The 15,786-nt window shown below is 48.1% G+C and carries 13 protein-coding genes; 5 read left to right on the forward strand and 8 right to left on the reverse strand.

Annotated elements, in window-relative coordinates; genetic code table 11:
- Window positions 1-224: 224 nt before the first annotated feature.
- Window positions 225-5,432, reverse strand: a complete 5,208-nt coding sequence (locus tag QUB61_RS01455; RefSeq protein ID WP_333131289.1) for a DUF4347 domain-containing protein — start codon at window positions 5,430-5,432, stop codon at window positions 225-227.
- 43 nt (window positions 5,433-5,475) lie between these two features.
- Between QUB61_RS01455 and QUB61_RS01460 the strand changes: the two genes are divergently transcribed.
- The 3 genes from QUB61_RS01460 to QUB61_RS01470 all read left to right on the forward strand — a co-directional run bounded on the left by QUB61_RS01460 (window position 5,476) and on the right by QUB61_RS01470 (window position 6,151).
- Entirely contained in the window at window positions 5,476-5,604 is a 129-nt protein-coding gene (locus QUB61_RS01460; RefSeq protein ID WP_333131290.1) for a hypothetical protein, read from the forward strand.
- Between the two features lie 85 nt (window positions 5,605-5,689).
- The gene (locus tag QUB61_RS01465) at window positions 5,690-5,995 is read left to right on the forward strand and encodes a 2OG-Fe(II) oxygenase (RefSeq protein WP_333131291.1); all 306 of its coding nucleotides are present in this window, start codon (window positions 5,690-5,692) and stop codon (window positions 5,993-5,995) included.
- Window positions 5,996-6,151, forward strand: coding sequence for a hypothetical protein (locus QUB61_RS01470; protein WP_333131293.1), 156 nt, complete (start codon window positions 5,996-5,998; stop codon window positions 6,149-6,151).
- Between the two features lie 73 nt (window positions 6,152-6,224).
- Here the strand turns inward: QUB61_RS01470 and QUB61_RS01475 are convergent, their stop codons facing one another.
- The 3 genes from QUB61_RS01475 to QUB61_RS01485 all read right to left on the reverse strand — a co-directional run bounded on the left by QUB61_RS01475 (window position 6,225) and on the right by QUB61_RS01485 (window position 8,344).
- On the reverse strand, window positions 6,225-7,010 hold the full coding sequence (locus tag QUB61_RS01475; protein WP_333131295.1) for a sulfotransferase: 786 nt from the start codon (window positions 7,008-7,010) through the stop codon (window positions 6,225-6,227).
- A gap of 94 nt (window positions 7,011-7,104) precedes the next feature.
- Window positions 7,105-7,323, reverse strand: coding sequence for a hypothetical protein (locus QUB61_RS01480; protein ID WP_333131297.1), 219 nt, complete (start codon window positions 7,321-7,323; stop codon window positions 7,105-7,107).
- Window positions 7,324-7,462: 139 nt separating this feature from the next.
- On the reverse strand, window positions 7,463-8,344 hold the full coding sequence (locus tag QUB61_RS01485) for a glycerol acyltransferase (RefSeq protein ID WP_333131299.1): 882 nt from the start codon (window positions 8,342-8,344) through the stop codon (window positions 7,463-7,465).
- Between the two features lie 847 nt (window positions 8,345-9,191).
- On the opposite strand from QUB61_RS01485, the gene QUB61_RS01490 reads away from it, so the two are divergent.
- Both QUB61_RS01490 and QUB61_RS01495 read left to right on the forward strand, forming a co-directional pair.
- Window positions 9,192-9,356: a hypothetical protein gene (locus tag QUB61_RS01490; protein ID WP_333131301.1), complete on the forward strand. Its 165-nt coding sequence runs from the start codon at window positions 9,192-9,194 to the stop codon at window positions 9,354-9,356.
- Between the two features lie 373 nt (window positions 9,357-9,729).
- Window positions 9,730-10,662: an SH3 domain-containing protein gene (locus QUB61_RS01495; RefSeq protein WP_333131303.1), complete on the forward strand. Its 933-nt coding sequence runs from the start codon at window positions 9,730-9,732 to the stop codon at window positions 10,660-10,662.
- Between the two features lie 255 nt (window positions 10,663-10,917).
- Here QUB61_RS01495 and QUB61_RS01500 read toward each other — a convergent pair whose 3' ends face one another.
- The 4 genes from QUB61_RS01500 to groL form a co-directional block, all read right to left on the reverse strand.
- Window positions 10,918-11,346, reverse strand: a complete 429-nt coding sequence (locus tag QUB61_RS01500) for a hypothetical protein (protein WP_333131305.1) — start codon at window positions 11,344-11,346, stop codon at window positions 10,918-10,920.
- On the reverse strand, window positions 11,346-12,005 hold the full coding sequence (locus tag QUB61_RS01505; protein WP_333131307.1) for a glutathione S-transferase family protein: 660 nt from the start codon (window positions 12,003-12,005) through the stop codon (window positions 11,346-11,348). The genes QUB61_RS01500 and QUB61_RS01505 overlap by 1 nt, the downstream gene beginning before the upstream one ends.
- 210 nt (window positions 12,006-12,215) lie before the next feature.
- Window positions 12,216-13,874: a phospholipase D-like domain-containing protein gene (locus QUB61_RS01510; protein ID WP_333131310.1), complete on the reverse strand. Its 1,659-nt coding sequence runs from the start codon at window positions 13,872-13,874 to the stop codon at window positions 12,216-12,218.
- A 165-nt stretch (window positions 13,875-14,039) separates the two neighbouring features.
- On the reverse strand, window positions 14,040-15,683 hold the full coding sequence (gene groL, locus QUB61_RS01515; protein ID WP_332958098.1) for a chaperonin GroEL: 1,644 nt from the start codon (window positions 15,681-15,683) through the stop codon (window positions 14,040-14,042).
- Window positions 15,684-15,786: the final 103 nt, after the last annotated feature.

A 15,786-nucleotide genomic window follows, 5' to 3' on the forward strand; every position in this document is an offset into this window, starting at 1 on the left:
AATTCTATAGTCCTGGACGCATGGGGGCAAAGAAACCGGGTTTTTTTACGAAAAGACGCGTCGCAGCCCGCACACGAGCGTAAAAAACCCGGTTTCGAGGAGTCGGAGTGCGTCCAGGAGGGCTGATATTATGTCCGCTAGAACCTGCACCATCAAATTGGTTTGTAGTGAGGAATGAAGTCCTCACTACTTGCCTTGTAACGGTTATTTTAGCGGACACGATCTCAGACAATTCGGAAATCGCTAACAGCAATTAAGCTGGCATTGACTCCAGTTAACGAAGCAATTACTTCTCCACTTCCTTTCAACTTAATCAGCGCGCTGTTATTGTCCTGACTTATGTCTAACTGGTCAAAACTCAGACCCCCCGACAATCCTATGAAATCCTGACCTTTGGCAAAATCAGAAATCGTATCAAATCCGGTGACGACTCCTAAGACAAAAGTGTCGCTGCCCAAACCTCCGATGAGGCTGTCGTTCCCTAACTCTCCCGACAAGAAATCATCGCCAACGCAGCCGAGTAAGGTATCATTATCTTCACCGCCGTAAATTGTATCGTTTCCTTCGCAGCCGTCGATTAAGTCCTTATTCTCGTTGCCGCTTAGGAAGTCATCTCCTGCACCGCCGCACAAAGTATCGTCTCCGAGTTCTCCGAAGAGAGTATCATTGCCTTGGCTGCCTAGAATTAAATCCTCAGCTTTTCCGCCGGATAGGATATCGTTTCCTTTGCCACCGTCGATAAAATCATTACCTCGATTGCCCAAGATTAAGTCATTATCTTCTTGGCCGGCAATTGAATCGTTGCCATCATTCCCAAAGATCAGGTCTTCACCAAAACCACCAAGAAGGATGTCGTTTCCTTTGCCGCCAAATAACAGGTCGTCTCCCTTGTTGCCGTCAATAAAATCATTGTCTTGATTGCCGTTGAAGATATCTTTAAATTCGCCACCAAATAGGTTGTCGTTGCCAGTTAAAGCATCAAAGATATTGGGACTGTTGCTGCCAAAATAGGCGTCATTTCTGGGAGTGCCAATTAGAAGACCGGGACTACCATTGATAATATTATCAATTTGTTGGTTGGGTTTGTTGAGATTGGGATACTCAATTTGAGCGCAAAGGCAATCTGTATCGGGAATGTTAACAGGTGTCGGCGTGGGTACGGGTTCCGGTGTCGGCGTGGGTACGGGTGGAAATGTCGGCGTGGGTACGGGTGTCGGTGTCGGTCTGGGTACGGGTGGAGGTGTCGGCCTGGGTATGGGTGCAGGTGTCGGCGTGGGTACAGGTGCAGTTGGTGTGGCTGTGACTGTGGCCGTAATTGGGAAATCAAAGGGATTTTCGTCAGTATCATTATTGACAAATTGCAGCGTACCTGTTTTATTTCCTGCTGCTGTCGTATCTACTTGAAGAAGCAAATTAGCACTCGCGCCGGCGGCAACAGTTGCAGGTAAGTTTCCGACACTGCTAAATCCGGTTGGTAAGGTAAGGTTGCTGAGGCTTAAAACTCCTGTACCGAGATTTTTAACGGTAAAGGTTTTGTTGAGAGTCCCGCCAACTATCACGCTACCAAAGTCGATCGCACTTGCAGTACCATCTACTATATCTGTTGTCCCGTCTAGGACTTGAATTTCTGGTAAGGGTGCGGTTGTGACTGTGGCCGTAATTGGGAAATCAAAGGGATTTTCGTCACTATCATTATTGACAAATTGCAGCGTACCTGTTTTATTTCCTGCTGCTGTGGTATCTACTTGAAGAAGCAAATTAGCACTCGCGCCGGCGGCAACAGTTGCAGGTAAGTTTCCGACACTGCTAAATCCGGTTGGTAAGGTAAGGTTGCTGAGGTTTAAAACTCCTGTACCGAGATTTTTAACGGTAAAGGTTTTGTTGAGAGTCCCGCCAATCGTTGCACTGCCAAAGTCGATCGCACTTGCAGTACCATCTACTATATCTGTTGTCCCATCTAAAACTTGAATTTCTGGTATCGGAACGTCGTCATCGGTATTAGTCACCACGACATCGGCTGGATCAACTCCGCTGTAATTAGGGTCCGTACTGGTAGCGGCGGCGGTAACAATGTTATAGGTTTTATCCCCATCTACTAGATTGTCATCAACTCCCGTTGCGGTGACTGTTTGTGCAACATTCCAATTAGCGGAGGTGAAAGTGACTGAAGTTGGGGAAACTGTTCCTTCGGCCGTGTTATCGCTGGTTAAACCTACAGTCACATCAGCCGTGGGTTGACTGTCGAGTTGAACTGTAAATGTGGCTTTACCACCAGCCTCAGTAGTAGTTAATCCTGTGGTCGGTGCGATCGTAATACCAGCAGTACCCTGGTCAGTAATCGTCACACTTTGGTTAGTGGTAGTGCCTAATCCTATCCCCGTTGACGGGTTGCTAATTGTTAAAGTAGCTATTTCCGCACCTTCGACAATATTATCATCATTAACTGTGAGGGTTACTTGCCCCGTATTACTTCCATCTGGGATAGTTATTTGAGTGGGAACAGTACCAGTAAAATCCGCCGCACTAGCAGTACCAGTTAATGCTAAATCAATAGTTTGATTGCCGACGACATTACCTTCTGCAGTAGCGGTAAAGGTAATAGCTGTTTTCCCGGCTTCGCTGGCAGTAGTTGTGCTGGCAGTGAGGTTAACTTTCGGTGCTGGAATGGTAATATTAAAAGTAGCTTTGTCCGAAAGGTCAACACCACCATTCAACGTGCCGCCGTTATCTTGCAGTTGTACTTCAACCGTGGCAGTTCCCGGTTGGCCGTTGGGGGTATAGGTGAGCGTGCCATCATTTGCTACAGTTGGTCCTGTGGTAAATAAGCCGCTACCGCTGGTAATATTAACTTTGTAATTGTTAACAGCTTGAGTTGCTTCATTGGCGGGGCCTAAATTAATTGTGTTTGCCCAACTTGTAACGGTTTGAGCCGTATTTGTCCAAGAAGTTAGGGTTTGGTTGCCTAAGTTAGTGAAACTGGGTTTGTCATTGACTGGATTAACGGTAATGGTAAAGTTTGTTACTGCGGAAGTATCAACTCCATTGTCAAGAATGCCGCCACTGTCTTTAACAACAACATCAAAGGTGGATGTACCATTCGCCTCAGGGGCGGGAGTATAGGTGAGGTTGCCACTGGCATCTATGGCGGGTAATGTCGCAAATAAGCTGGGGGTGCCGATGTTGCTGACGGTGTAGGTAGCGGTTTGGGCGGATTCGTCGGCTGCGCCGGGGTTGAAGGTGGCCCAACTCGTTACTGTTTGCGCCCCGCTGTCTTCGTTGACGGAGGTTGGGTTGGTGGCGGTGAAACTGGGAATATCGTTGACGGGGGTAACGGTGATGGCTACGGTGTCGGTGGCCGTGCTGAAGGCAGTTATGCCGCCGTTGTTAGTGGTGTCAGCGGTGCTGCCGTTGACGCCAGATAAGCTATCCCAGGCGCGGAAGGTGATGGCGTCAGTAAGGGTGCCATTGTAGTTGGCGGTTGGTTGGAAGTAGAGGCGGGTATCGGGATTGGCGGCGAGTAGGCGAGCGTTGGTATTGGATACGGCAACCAAGGCGTTCCAGTTTGTGCCGCCGTTAGTGCTGTAGAACCAAGTGCCGTTGGTGGTGTCGGCGGCGGTGATGGCGATGCCTGCCACTGCGCCAGTGTCGGGGTCGGTGATGTTTGTACCTATAGCAGCCAGGTTGGAAATGAGTGTGCCGACAGCGCCAGTAGGTGCAAGCGCATCTTCTAGGAGGGGGAGGGTGAGGGCGCTATCGGCAAGAACGGGTGCGGTATTGGCGATGATGGTGCCGTAAACATCGTTATTGTCTTGGCTGTTGCCGACACCGTTGGCAGGGGTGGTGGCAGCGGGGGTGCTTGCTTGGTTGGGAGCGTTGTTGGTGGTGAAGGTGGATCCAAATGTGGTGACAGTGGGTGGGGTACCTGGCATACCCTGGGGATTGCCATTAGTGTTAATGGTGGAAGAAGTCATGGCAAAAATTGCCCCACCTTTGCCTTGACCGGGGTTTGTGCTTGCGCCTGTGCCGCCTTCCGCTTCGTTGCCAGTAAAAGTGGCGTTGTTGAGGGTTAAAGTGCCTTGGCGGATAAAGACAGCACCCCCCAAGCCCGCACCACCGCCGCCCAAGCCGATGCCGCCGCCGTCGTCGCCGTTGCCACCGCCAAAGCCGCCCAAGCCGTCGGCGCCGCCGCCGCCGCCGCCAAAGCCACCGTCGCCGCCGCTCAAGCCGCCGCCGCCGCCGCCGCCAAAGCCGCCGCTGCCGGCGGTGCCGCCGCCGCCGCCGCCGCCGCCAAATTCACCGTCCTTGCCGGTGCCATAGCTACCGCCGAAGCCGCCGCCCAAGCCACCAAAGATACCCCCCTTACCACCGACGCCGGTGTCACTGTTACTGCCGGTGCCACCACCACCGCCATTTTTACCAATTACACCATTCCCCCCGATGGCAGAGTTGTTTGTGAACTTCACATTACTCAGCGTCACCGTCCCGTCAGAAATGAACAGTCCGCCCCCCATACCGGCAGCCCCGCCACCGCCACCGTAGCCATTTCCGCCTTGCGCCCGTCCCCCCGTAATGGTGAGGTTAGATAAAGTGACACTTCCCGACTCGATAAAGAAGGGGCGAACATCCCCGCTATCATTTATATTGTTATCATTGACATCCCCAATGACAAAAAACCCACCGCCATTAATTACAATATTGCTTTTAATGGGGATGGCGGGATCTGCGGTAAACCGGACATTATTTGCCACGGTAATAATGTCATCGCCGGCTGCGGTATTTGCTTGATCGATTGCCCAGCTTAGGGTGTTAGGTTCCAGCCCTGTGCCGTCATCGGTGGGGACGGTGACATTAAAAGTTGCCAAGCTAAACTCATAGTTTTGCATTGCCTGAGCATTAAAGGGATTTGTGGCTTCTATGCTGCCGGTTTGTATTTCTAAATCCCAATCGGCCCCTAATTTTGTACTCCCGGTTTTGTCGTTACTTGCGGTAATATCCGCCCCTGTGATTTCGCTGAGTTTTTGAATAAAATAGCTCCCCCCTGCCCCCATTTTGAAGGGGGGTTCTGAGTCTTCTTTCCCCCCTTTTGAAGGGATGAGGGCGGGCTCTCCCCCTACATTACAGCCATACCATAAAATGTCGGCATTTTTACTCAAATTTGCTTGCCATTGCTGCAATAAAGTTGAGTAGCTTTCTAAGTTTTCGCTGTTAAGGTAAGTTGCACCAAGTTTTAAACTGCCCTGACTGCCGTGTGAAAGAATATGAACAGCGCTAAGATTAGAAGTGCCGGCCAGTATTTCTGTAATTTGCTCAACGCCATCGCGGGTTCCATCCAGCACCACAACTTGCGTGTCTGCGGGAATGTCCGCTACGAGTTGCTGGTAATTCTGTACAGTCGGATCGACGATAATAATTTGCTTGGCTGCGATATTCATAGATTCAGTCCTGGTTTTAGTGGGAAATTAAGTGAAAAAAAAGATGATTTTTTCTCTCGGAAATCTGCTAACTCCTGAAGAGTTAAACTGGGTAACTTCTCAAGTTCTAAACGGTGAGTTTGTTGATGGCAAAATTACTGCGGGTGTGGGGGCATCCGGAGGTGAAGGATAACCTGCAATTAAAAGCCGATTTTCCTCTGGTGCCGGAACTCAATAAGGTTGTAATACAAGCTCTCTGAGGCGCTCAACCTTTTAAAATGGCGGTGCGACCAAAGATTATAAGCCCTGCTATTTTTAGTAAATATGAACCGGGGATGAAGTATGGAACACATATTGATACTTCCCTGATGGGTGGTGAAAATTATATGATGCAGACGGATATTTCCATGACGATGTTTTTGAGTCCAGCATCCAGTTACACTGGGGGAGAGTTGGTGATAAAAAGCCCGCATGGTGAGCCATCGGTAAAATTGGATGCTGGAGCCTTGGCTGTCTATCCTTCTACATCTTTGCATGGCGTTGAACTGGTGACGCAAGGTGTTAGGTTTGCGGCAGTTAGTTGAGTGCAAAGCCTGAGCCGCGATGCTCATCAGCGGGAGATTTTGCTTGATTTGGAGACGGCGGGGCAAAGCATTTTTGAAAAACATGGAAAACACCCTGAATTTGATTTTATTTGTAATAATTTTACCACTCTCTTACGCCTGTGGGCTGACGTTTAAAGTTGTTTATGCCCTTTTTATTGCTTCTTAATTTCTGTTTGATGACAATGACACTGGCTTGACTATAACTCGATTATACCCAAAAAGATAAGCTATCAAATAGCTCAAACAAATCGGGCAGTAAAATCGTTTTTATAGGTTTAAAATCGACTATATCGCTCACTTGATGTAACCCTTGTGTTTTCTGCTTTTTATCAAATTCTGGCTCTTTATTATATTGAACATTATCAAAATCATGATTGAAAGGCTCTTCGCCAATAAATTGATAAATTAGCGATATCGTTTTACCAGGCATTATGGTTAATAGCTCATAGTCTACTAGTAGAATAGATGCACTTTGTTCGCTGTAAAAAGCTTTTTTAATGGCGTTATAAGCATAACCCACTAAACGCGAACCTTGACTTAATGTTTCGGTGCGACTGTAAACTGTAGCCCGTTCTGCTGGATTATTAAATAACCTGGAAACATCAAAGGGGTTGCGCCGAATCACTAACTCGATACTGTCCATTATCCAAGGGATATTTCTGACGCAGCAAATCACTTTTGCTTCGGGAAATAGTTCCCGAATTAATGGCAACTTGCTGCACCAAAGGCGATTGGTGTCGAAGATGATTTCTTTGTCAGCTTGCGGGTGGTAATAAGCTGAAAAGATGCTCGCAATCCGAGCCCGTTTTTGTTCTGGGGAAATGAACGCGGAAAACTCATTGTCTTCGCTCATGGCTTCCCACATTCGCTCTACTAAACCCCCCACGAGGCTAGTCATGGCGGCGTGAAACCGGGGGTTTTTTCGCAGGATGGCTGCTAGTAAGGTAGAGCCTGAAAGCAGCAATCCCGAGATAAAGTGGGCTTTCTGGGGCATCCAGTTGGAATATATTTAAGGTTGGTAAGTAGTCTGCATTTGAAGAGAAAAAAGCGATCGCTTTTGCGGTTGCTACTTGCTGTTTCATTGCACACTATTGACTTTCAATAATCTCTGGAGGCAAGACAGTGCCTCCAGCATCTGAGACGGTATCTGCTTTAAGTTGGATGTTGCATAACTTTACGGAATTACCGCCGAGTTTATTGCAAAAGCTATCTTGCGGTAGATGGCAGTCTCTTTCGTTCATTATAGACTGGCGAGTTGGAGAAAAGTGCGATCGAACTCGGCCAAGAATAATGATGACCTCGGTCATTGCTTTGGGCAAAAAAATGTGCTAGGAGAGATTTAGACCAAAATCAGTCCTGGACGCACTCGCAACCCAAGCGTTGGGGAGTTTTCTACGGGGATTCTGGGCTGTAAGAATGTTTTTTGGTCGATCGAATGTGCAATTCTCAATTGCCCGCCAAACAATCTAATTGTTCTTGCATTTGGGCGGTAACTCGATCGAAACAAGCATCAACATAATCGCGATCGCGCGCCGCCTCCGAACCGTACCTCTCAAATACAATCGGTTCGCACACGCGAGTCCGAATTTGCACGGGTAAAGGCAGGTTTGGTAAAGGCCCAATACTCAATCCCCAAGGCAATCCCAAATACACCGGAAATACCACCGGGTCGATGCCCAACAACCACGGCATCCCCCATTCGTGCAATTGCTTTGCTTGTTCGTACAAATCGGCCAAAACTATCAAAGTATCGTGGGCACCGTGGGATATAATTGGTATAATTGGCACTTCTTCTCGCAAGGCTAATTTGATAAATCCCTTGCGTCCTGCAAAGTAGATTCGATCGCGCAAGTGGTGGGGGCGAAAAACATCTTGGGCGCCGCCCGGATAGACGAGAACTGGGGCATTTTTACGCAAAGCTGCGATCGCCATTTTCGGATGCGCTTTGAGGGCACCACACTGAACCGCCATGCTAGCAACATCAGGAGAAACTTGCCAAACCGTCGGGTGCATCAATCCGTAGGCCAAGCGTTCGGTTCCGTACCTGCGGAACCATTCGTAGAGGAACATAAACATATCTGGAGCGGCGAGTCCCCCGTTGTGAGTACCGACAACGAGCATTTTTCCGCTCGCGGGTACGTGGTGCCAGCCGTCGCTTTGTACGCGAAAATAGTAGCGGTACAGCCATTCCCAGATTGGCAACAAAAGCTGAATGAAGTCGGGATTGCGATCGTCTAAAGATAGACCGTCAAAGGGATATTTAGAGGATTTGCCGTCTTTTTTGTTAGTAGTTATTGTCACTGCAAAAATATTTAACGCTTTGGTCATTATATAGCAGAAGTCAGAAAGCTTTAGCTATCTCGGAGAGAAGGAATAAGGGAGCATCTCAGTTTGGCTTTTACTCTCCTTGTGCGTGCCAGCGGGAGGATCGCCATCCCAAAAAAATATTTTTACTATCATTAATATGCTCCGATTCAGAAGGAATATACCGCATTAGTTTCAGCAATTAAAAACGTCGTAACCGTCTAGCGGGGTTGCTATATCAATATAATTAAATCAGAACTGGCGCCAATATTACGTTTCTGATTTGAGCGGGCTGGTTTTGTTCGCAGGTTTTGTGCTGGTTGTCTATTTTGTTGGCTAAACCCGCCCCTTGTATCTTTAAACAGACAGCCTCCCGAACCGCAGCACGCCAAGTAAAGCGTCAGCGAGTAATATCAATTCCGGTAACACCGGAATGATGGGGAGTCGTCCGTTGGGAGTCGTCCGTTGGGGAATGTGGAATTATTGACCTTGACTCGATCGTGCCCATGCAACCGGAAACGATATAAATACCAAGAAACCTTCCAAGTTTCTCACTTAAGAGCCAGAACCAAGGGCACCTGAAGTCAAGGAATTACAAGCCGGCGTTGCGACGACTAGAATCCTTAAGGGAAATGTCTCCCCAGAAACAAAATCCTTTGGAAACAGCTACAGCAACTGTCATTGACCGATCGCGCGGTGGCCCCGGCCACAAAAACACAACCAGGTTTAAAGCCGATGGGTTTCCGTTTTGGAAGATTTTATCAAATTGAGGCCAGCCATCGGGTCAATGCTAGCGATTTGCGCTGTTTGCCGCAATTTTAAGTAAGGTGCGATCGACAGTTGAGTTATGTGAGCCAGCAAGAAGGACTGTATGCGGCTTGCGGCACCCCACTACGACGATGGGGTCGATCGCACCAATCGCCTGTCACTCAGAATCTTGGAGCCTCTCAAGCACCATCTCGCTCTCGAAGCTGCCTTGAGTGAACCTCAAATGCAGCAAAATATTACTCAACTGCAACTACTGGCAGCTAAATAGTTTAACCAACACCTGACAAGATATTGACGGGCAACAAAAGACTTGCATTCCTAGTAAACTGTCAGGCCTTTAAACACTTAACAGTTAACTGTTGACTCGGACACTCGGACACTCCCCCACTCTCCCGGCTCTCCCCATCGGGCCCACTCGTCTTCTCCCCCTCCCCCGCTCTGCCATAACGAGCAATTTATAGGCGTAGCAGCTTAATTGGTCTTGGCTTAACTCTCAGCAAAAATTAAATTATGTAGATAAAACTTGACTTACAGCCATAAAAAATGTTAATTAGAGCTTTTTCCTGGAAGACAAATCGATTTTTTTGCTATATTGACCTGCAATAAAGATAATGGTTTTGATGAGATGAGGAGTTGAACGGATGAAAAACTTGAGTTACTGGAACAAACCTGCTGCATTGCTGGGCGCGATCGCGATCGCAGCCGTCTGTGTGCAAGCGAATGCGATCGGTGTTGCCGCCCCATCCACATCCGCTGGGAGTCAGGATGCTGAAAATAGTTCATTTGAAGATAGCGCCACCTTTCAAATAGCCCAAGCTGGCAACATTTGCCGCAAAGTCACTCCCAAAGAAGGTTTGACCGTTCGCCAGAACCCAGACCCCAAATCCCCTAGAGTTGGCGGTGTAGCAACTAACACTCAGGTAACGCTGTCCCAAAGCGCTACTTCTGTTAAAGCCTCCGACGGCCGCCTCTGGATTCAAATTACCGCTCCGGTAAAAGGGTATGTAGCTAGCGGGTACCCCAACAACGAGGCTAATTTAGGTTCGTGCACGACAGCAAGCACAATTAGTCAAACTTCCCCAAGTCCGCAACCGGCACCTGCAGCGACACCTGCACCTGCAGCGACACCCGCACCGGCACCGAGTCCAAGTCCTGCACCTGCAGCGACACCTGCACCGGCACGGACTCCAAGTCCAGCACCGGCACCGGCACCGACACCAGCACCGGCTCCAGCACCGGCACCGACACCAGCACCGGCTCCAGCACCGGCACCAGCACCGGCACCAGCACCAGCACCAGCACCAGCACCGGCACCAGCACCGGCACCTGCAACGGGCCCCGTAAGTCTGTGCCGCCAAGTAGAACCTCGCGTAGCGCCGAGGGGTCTAGCTATCCGCACTGAGCCTTCAAGGACTGCTGCGGTTAAAGGTGGTGTACCGGCTAACGGTCAAGTAACGCTTGTGCCGAATTTCCAGTTAGTGAGAGATAAGAATGGAGAAGACCGCAATTGGGTTGAGATTTCAGCCCCTGTGGCCGGATTTATCTCGGCTGGAAATTTGATCATGTGCAAGTAAACTTGTGAGTTCGATCGCTCTTTTTGACTAAAAGAGCGATCGACACCGAAAATAGTTTTAAGATTGTCGCGCAGCCAGGAAGGCGGGGCCCAGACTGCTTCCTGGACTTACGGATGAATAACTTATTTCTGTCGGGAAGTAGCGGTAGTGAATCTTTCTGGGCCTCTGTTTTTCGTCGGTTGCGTCAAGTCCTAGCTTCCTTCTTCGCAACGCACGCGGGATGAATGAATTTAAGCAAAAAGCCGATCGACCTTTCTACCTACAGAGGCCGCTTGCCCAATTTTGGTGTCCGCGATTTGGTTGACACTTGGATTGTCGGCCCATCCAGACAATTTCCCACTTATTTTGCCTGAGTCTGAGTTCGATGCGGTACCGCATTCCGGCAACAGAATCGTCAGCTAAACCGACGACGGTTTGGAGAATTACGGCTGTTTCTCGCGTGGGATATTCAACTGAAATTTGGTCGCTTTTTCGGCCTTCAGATTCTCTGTCGCTGCTAAAAAGTTTTGCTGCGATATCTTTGGGGTTGGAGAGGGTAATTTTGCGATCGGCAAGGAACTGTTTAGCGTTAATTGCTTGGTAGTTCGATCGGGCGGCGGGCTGCCCCTTTGCTGCGATGGGAATTTGGATGCAGGCGAAAACAGCTAGGAAAAAGAGCGATCGCTGGAGAGTTGATTTGTTCATTAGGCTTCAGATTGTGCGAGAAACTTTTGTCTTCGAGATGCGAAAGCCGCCAAATCGGCCTCGGTGAATTGAGTTTGCTGCCATGAGGGGCGGGCAAGCAGTCGATCGCACCAAGCTTGAATTTTAGGATAGCCGTCTAGGGACACATCAACCCAAGATAGCAAGGGTACGACGGTGCCGGCAACGCACTCGGCAAAGGTGACACTGTTGCTAGCGAAAAAAGGGCGATCGTCCAGCAAGCCTTCAAAGAATTTCAACACTGTATCGACTTTTTCCTTAGCCTTTGCGATTTCCTGCGGTTGGGAACTTCCCCAGCCCATTTTTTCACTCCTTAGGGGGTAAAGTTGCGGTAGAAGTTCGTTTACCGTGACCAATTCTACCATCCTCACAACTGCCAAATCTTTCGGTTCTTTTGGCAGCATTGCCGGTTCGGGATACTTTGTTTCTAGATAGTCAAGAATTGCTAGAGACTCGACGACAGTGAAGTCATCATCGACCAAAACAGGGATGCGGTGAAAAGGATTGATTGCCCCAAATTCAGGATGCAAGTGATCGCCGTCCAAGTGGATTTCCACTACTTCAAAGTCGAGGTTTTTTTCTATGAGGGCGACCCACACGCGGCGGGAGTTGGGGGAAATGGGAGTGTGATAAAGTTTCATAAATGGTGGGGGTAATTATTGAAAGGTAATATAGCAATCTTCGCATCAGTTTCAATAACTGGTTAACTAGTTACCAGGCTCTGCCTGGGAACCGATGTCACTCTTGCTCTGCCTCGGCCCAGACTATGGAGGCTCTTCCTCCGGATATGTGTTACCAGGCAGAGCCTGGTAACGAGTAAAATCTAAAATCTAAAATCTAAAATCTAAAATCTAAACTTCCTTAGAGGCGTTAACCCACTCTAAGCCCCACTTAAAATCTTTATCCATCTCTGGGTGGTCTCTAAAATATTTCTCATTCTTGCTAACTTCAAAAGTCTTGTCATCAACATTCTTAAACAAGGCAATGGCACATACCATTATACCATCACTAGGATTATCCAATTCCACTTCGATATCTGGCTGATCAATTACCTCTGGCAATTTGATTTTGACAACACCATTAGCCTCAGACCATTTAGCTATGCCCTTATAGATATAAGCGTAAACTAGAATCCGCTTAAATTCAGCAACCTTGTCGCCATTTATCCGTAAAGTCTCACCTTTATCACCCTTACGGTCATCTTCACCCAGATGAATATACGGAGTTATATAGAAATTACCAAACGATTCGCCCAGGGCTTGTATAACGGCCTTTTGTCCATTTTTTAGCTCATACAAGCAACCCAGATCAAGATCAATGGCAGTTTTGCTACCATCTGCTCGAGTTCCTTGACTCCAATTCAATTGAACTATAATTTTACCCAGTCCGCCACTTGGCGTAATTATCGGTATGGGTTTTACAGCCTCTTCCTTTGGTTTATTAAAAACAGGAAAATCTGGCTTTTTATCACTACTTGCTGTAGATGATTCCCCCAAATTATTGTCTACTTCTGACTGTCTAGTTCTCGGTATAGTTATCGAATTTTCATTTGATTTAGTAGGCTGCGGAGTTGACTTATTAGTGGGAGAATCAGCGCTTTTTTCAGACTTAGTTTGCAACACAGTAGACTCTCCGTTTCTCAGAGTAGTGACTGGTGGTGTTTGTGGAGGAGGAAGCTTAACCACAGTTTTCTGCTCGTTCTCAGCTACACTTTTCCGAGCATTCTCAATAATTTTTTTCAAAACCTCAATTTCTATTGGTTGCTCTTCAAGGTCATAGGTGTCACCTTCATGACTTAAGTAATCACGAGCCGCACTCTTATCGAAAGTAGATTCATCAAAACGATTGATTAACTTTTGGATGGTGTTGGTGTCTTTGATCAAAATTCCCACTTCAAACTCTGGGCTACTTTCCTTAGAGGTGAGAAAGTTATGACTTCCCAGCATGGCAAAGTTGTTATCACACACCAAAAACTTTTCATGGGTACCCAATTCCTTCAAATTGAGGCACCCAGGATGTTCCTTTTCGAGTTTACGCAATGTGGGCAATGCCCCATACCAAAATGTATCTATTTGATCTCTAGCCAGATCCTCCAATCTACCCCAACCAATATCAATCCGAACACCTCGCTTTATGAGTTCTTCGCACTTCTCAATCACTACAGCAGTAGCCCAAGAAGTCAGCCAAGGACATACCAGAATCAATCGCTCTTGAACATTTTCCAGCGCATCACTAAGCACTTTTCGACTGTGAGGACGGTTAAACACTAGCCGATCTTCATATTGTTTATCAATGGCTTCATCTACCTGACTTGTGATTGTATTAGGTCTATTTTCTAACAGAGACTTTAAATTGTCCAGCTTTTGCTCTATTCTCTGGTTTTGCTCCAGCAGATTGCCATGACTTTCGCTCAATTTGTCTAATTGTTGCTGCAACTCCCTCAAGCGTTGATTTTGCCAACTCCGTTTGGGCTTCTGTTTCTGAAGATTGTCTTTATTTTCATTAGACATAGACACATAACCTCAAATTTTTTTATACAGCAGTTCCCTAAAGTAGGAGTAGCTAAGCTCCTTCTGAGTATATCAGTCAGCAAAAAAAAATTTAGCTGTCACCTGGTGACAGCTAAATTTTTTATCAAAAAGGCGGACATTATTGCCCGCCATCAAACGATCGACTTAGTAATCGAAGTCGCCGCCGCCCATGCCGCCGCCAGCGCCAGCAGCAGCAGCGCCATCCTTCGGTTCAGGCTTGTCAACGACGATGCACTCAGTTGTCAGCACCATACCAGCAATAGATGCGGCATTTTGCAGAGCAGAACGAGTCACCTTCGCAGGGTCAACGATACCAGCTTCAAACATATCGACAAACTCATTTGTCGCTGCGTTGAAACCGACGTTAAACGGCTTTTCTTTGACGCGCTCAGCAATCACAGCGCCATTCAAACCAGCATTTTCAGCAATCCGCTTCAGAGGAGCAGCCAGAGCCCGTGCCACAATCAAAGCACCGGTCAATTCTTCGCCCTTCAGGCTGCTGTTAGCCCACTCTTCCAATTGAGGAGTCAGGTGAGCCAAAGTTGTACCGCCACCAGGAACAATTCCTTCTTCAACTGCAGCTTTGGTAGCGTTGATCGCATCTTCCAAACGCAGTTTGCGATCCTTCATTTCTGTTTCGGTAGCCGCGCCGACTTTGATGACTGCGACGCCGCCAGCCAATTTGGCCAAACGTTCTTGCAGCTTCTCTTTGTCGTAGGAAGACTCGGTTTCGTCCATTTGACGGCGAATTTGTTCGCAGCGGGACTTGACGGCGGCTTCGTTACCTTCGGCAACAATTGTGGTGCTGTCTTTGGTGATGGTGATGCGGCGGGCTTTGCCGATCATGTCGAGCTTGGTATTTTCCAGTTTCAAACCGGCGTCTTCGGTGATTAGTTGACCGCCGGTCAATACGGCGATATCTTCTAACATGGCTTTGCGCCGATCGCCAAAACCGGGTGCTTTAACAGCAGTCACGTTCAACACACCGCGCAGTTTGTTGACAACGAGGGTAGCTAGAGCTTCTTTCTCAATGTCTTCTGCAATGATCAACAGCGGGCGGCCGGAACGAGCTACTTGTTCGAGCACAGGTACTAAATCTTGTACCAGAGCGATTTTCTTGTCTGTCAGCAAGATGAAGGGTTCTTCTAGAATCGCTTCCATCCGCTCAGTATCGGTGACGAAATAGGGAGAAATGTAGCCTTTGTCGAAGCGCATCCCTTCGGTGATTTCCAATTCGGTGGTCATAGACTTCCCTTCCTCGAGGGAAATCACGCCTTCTTTGCCCACCTTGTCCATTGCGTTGGCAATCATTTGACCGACTTCATCGTCGTTACCAGCAGAGATGGAGCCGACTTGAGCGATGGCTTTGGAATCTTCTACTTGTTTGGCGTGTTCGGCAATTTTTTCTACCAAAAACGTCGTTGCTTTGTCAACACCGCGCTTGAGGGCGATCGCATTTGCACCAGCAGCTACGTTCCGCAGGCCTTCTTTGACCATTGCGTGAGCCAAAACCGTAGCAGTTGTGGTACCGTCGCCTGCTGCGTCGTTGGTTTTGGAAGCTGCTTGACGGATCAGGGCAACCCCTGTATTTTCAATGTGGTCTTCTAGTTCGATTTCTTTGGCGATGGTAACACCGTCATTGACGATTTGAGGAGCTCCGAATTTCTTTTCGAGAACCACGTTGCGGCCTTTGGGACCGAGGGTTACTGCCACTGCTTCGGCCAAAATGTCCATACCGCGTTCGAGGGCGCGACGTGCATTTTCGTTGTAGATGATACGCTTAGCCATAGTTTTTGGGGATTTGAGGGTTTGAGATTTTGGATTGGGGATGATAGATTTTAGTCATTTGTCCCGTGTCATTAGTTGTTTGGCGGCGTTCGCTTTAAACTAA

This window comes from Microcoleus sp. C2D2, from assembly GCF_036702495.1.
Classification (GTDB): Bacteria; Cyanobacteriota; Cyanobacteriia; order Cyanobacteriales; family Microcoleaceae; genus Microcoleus.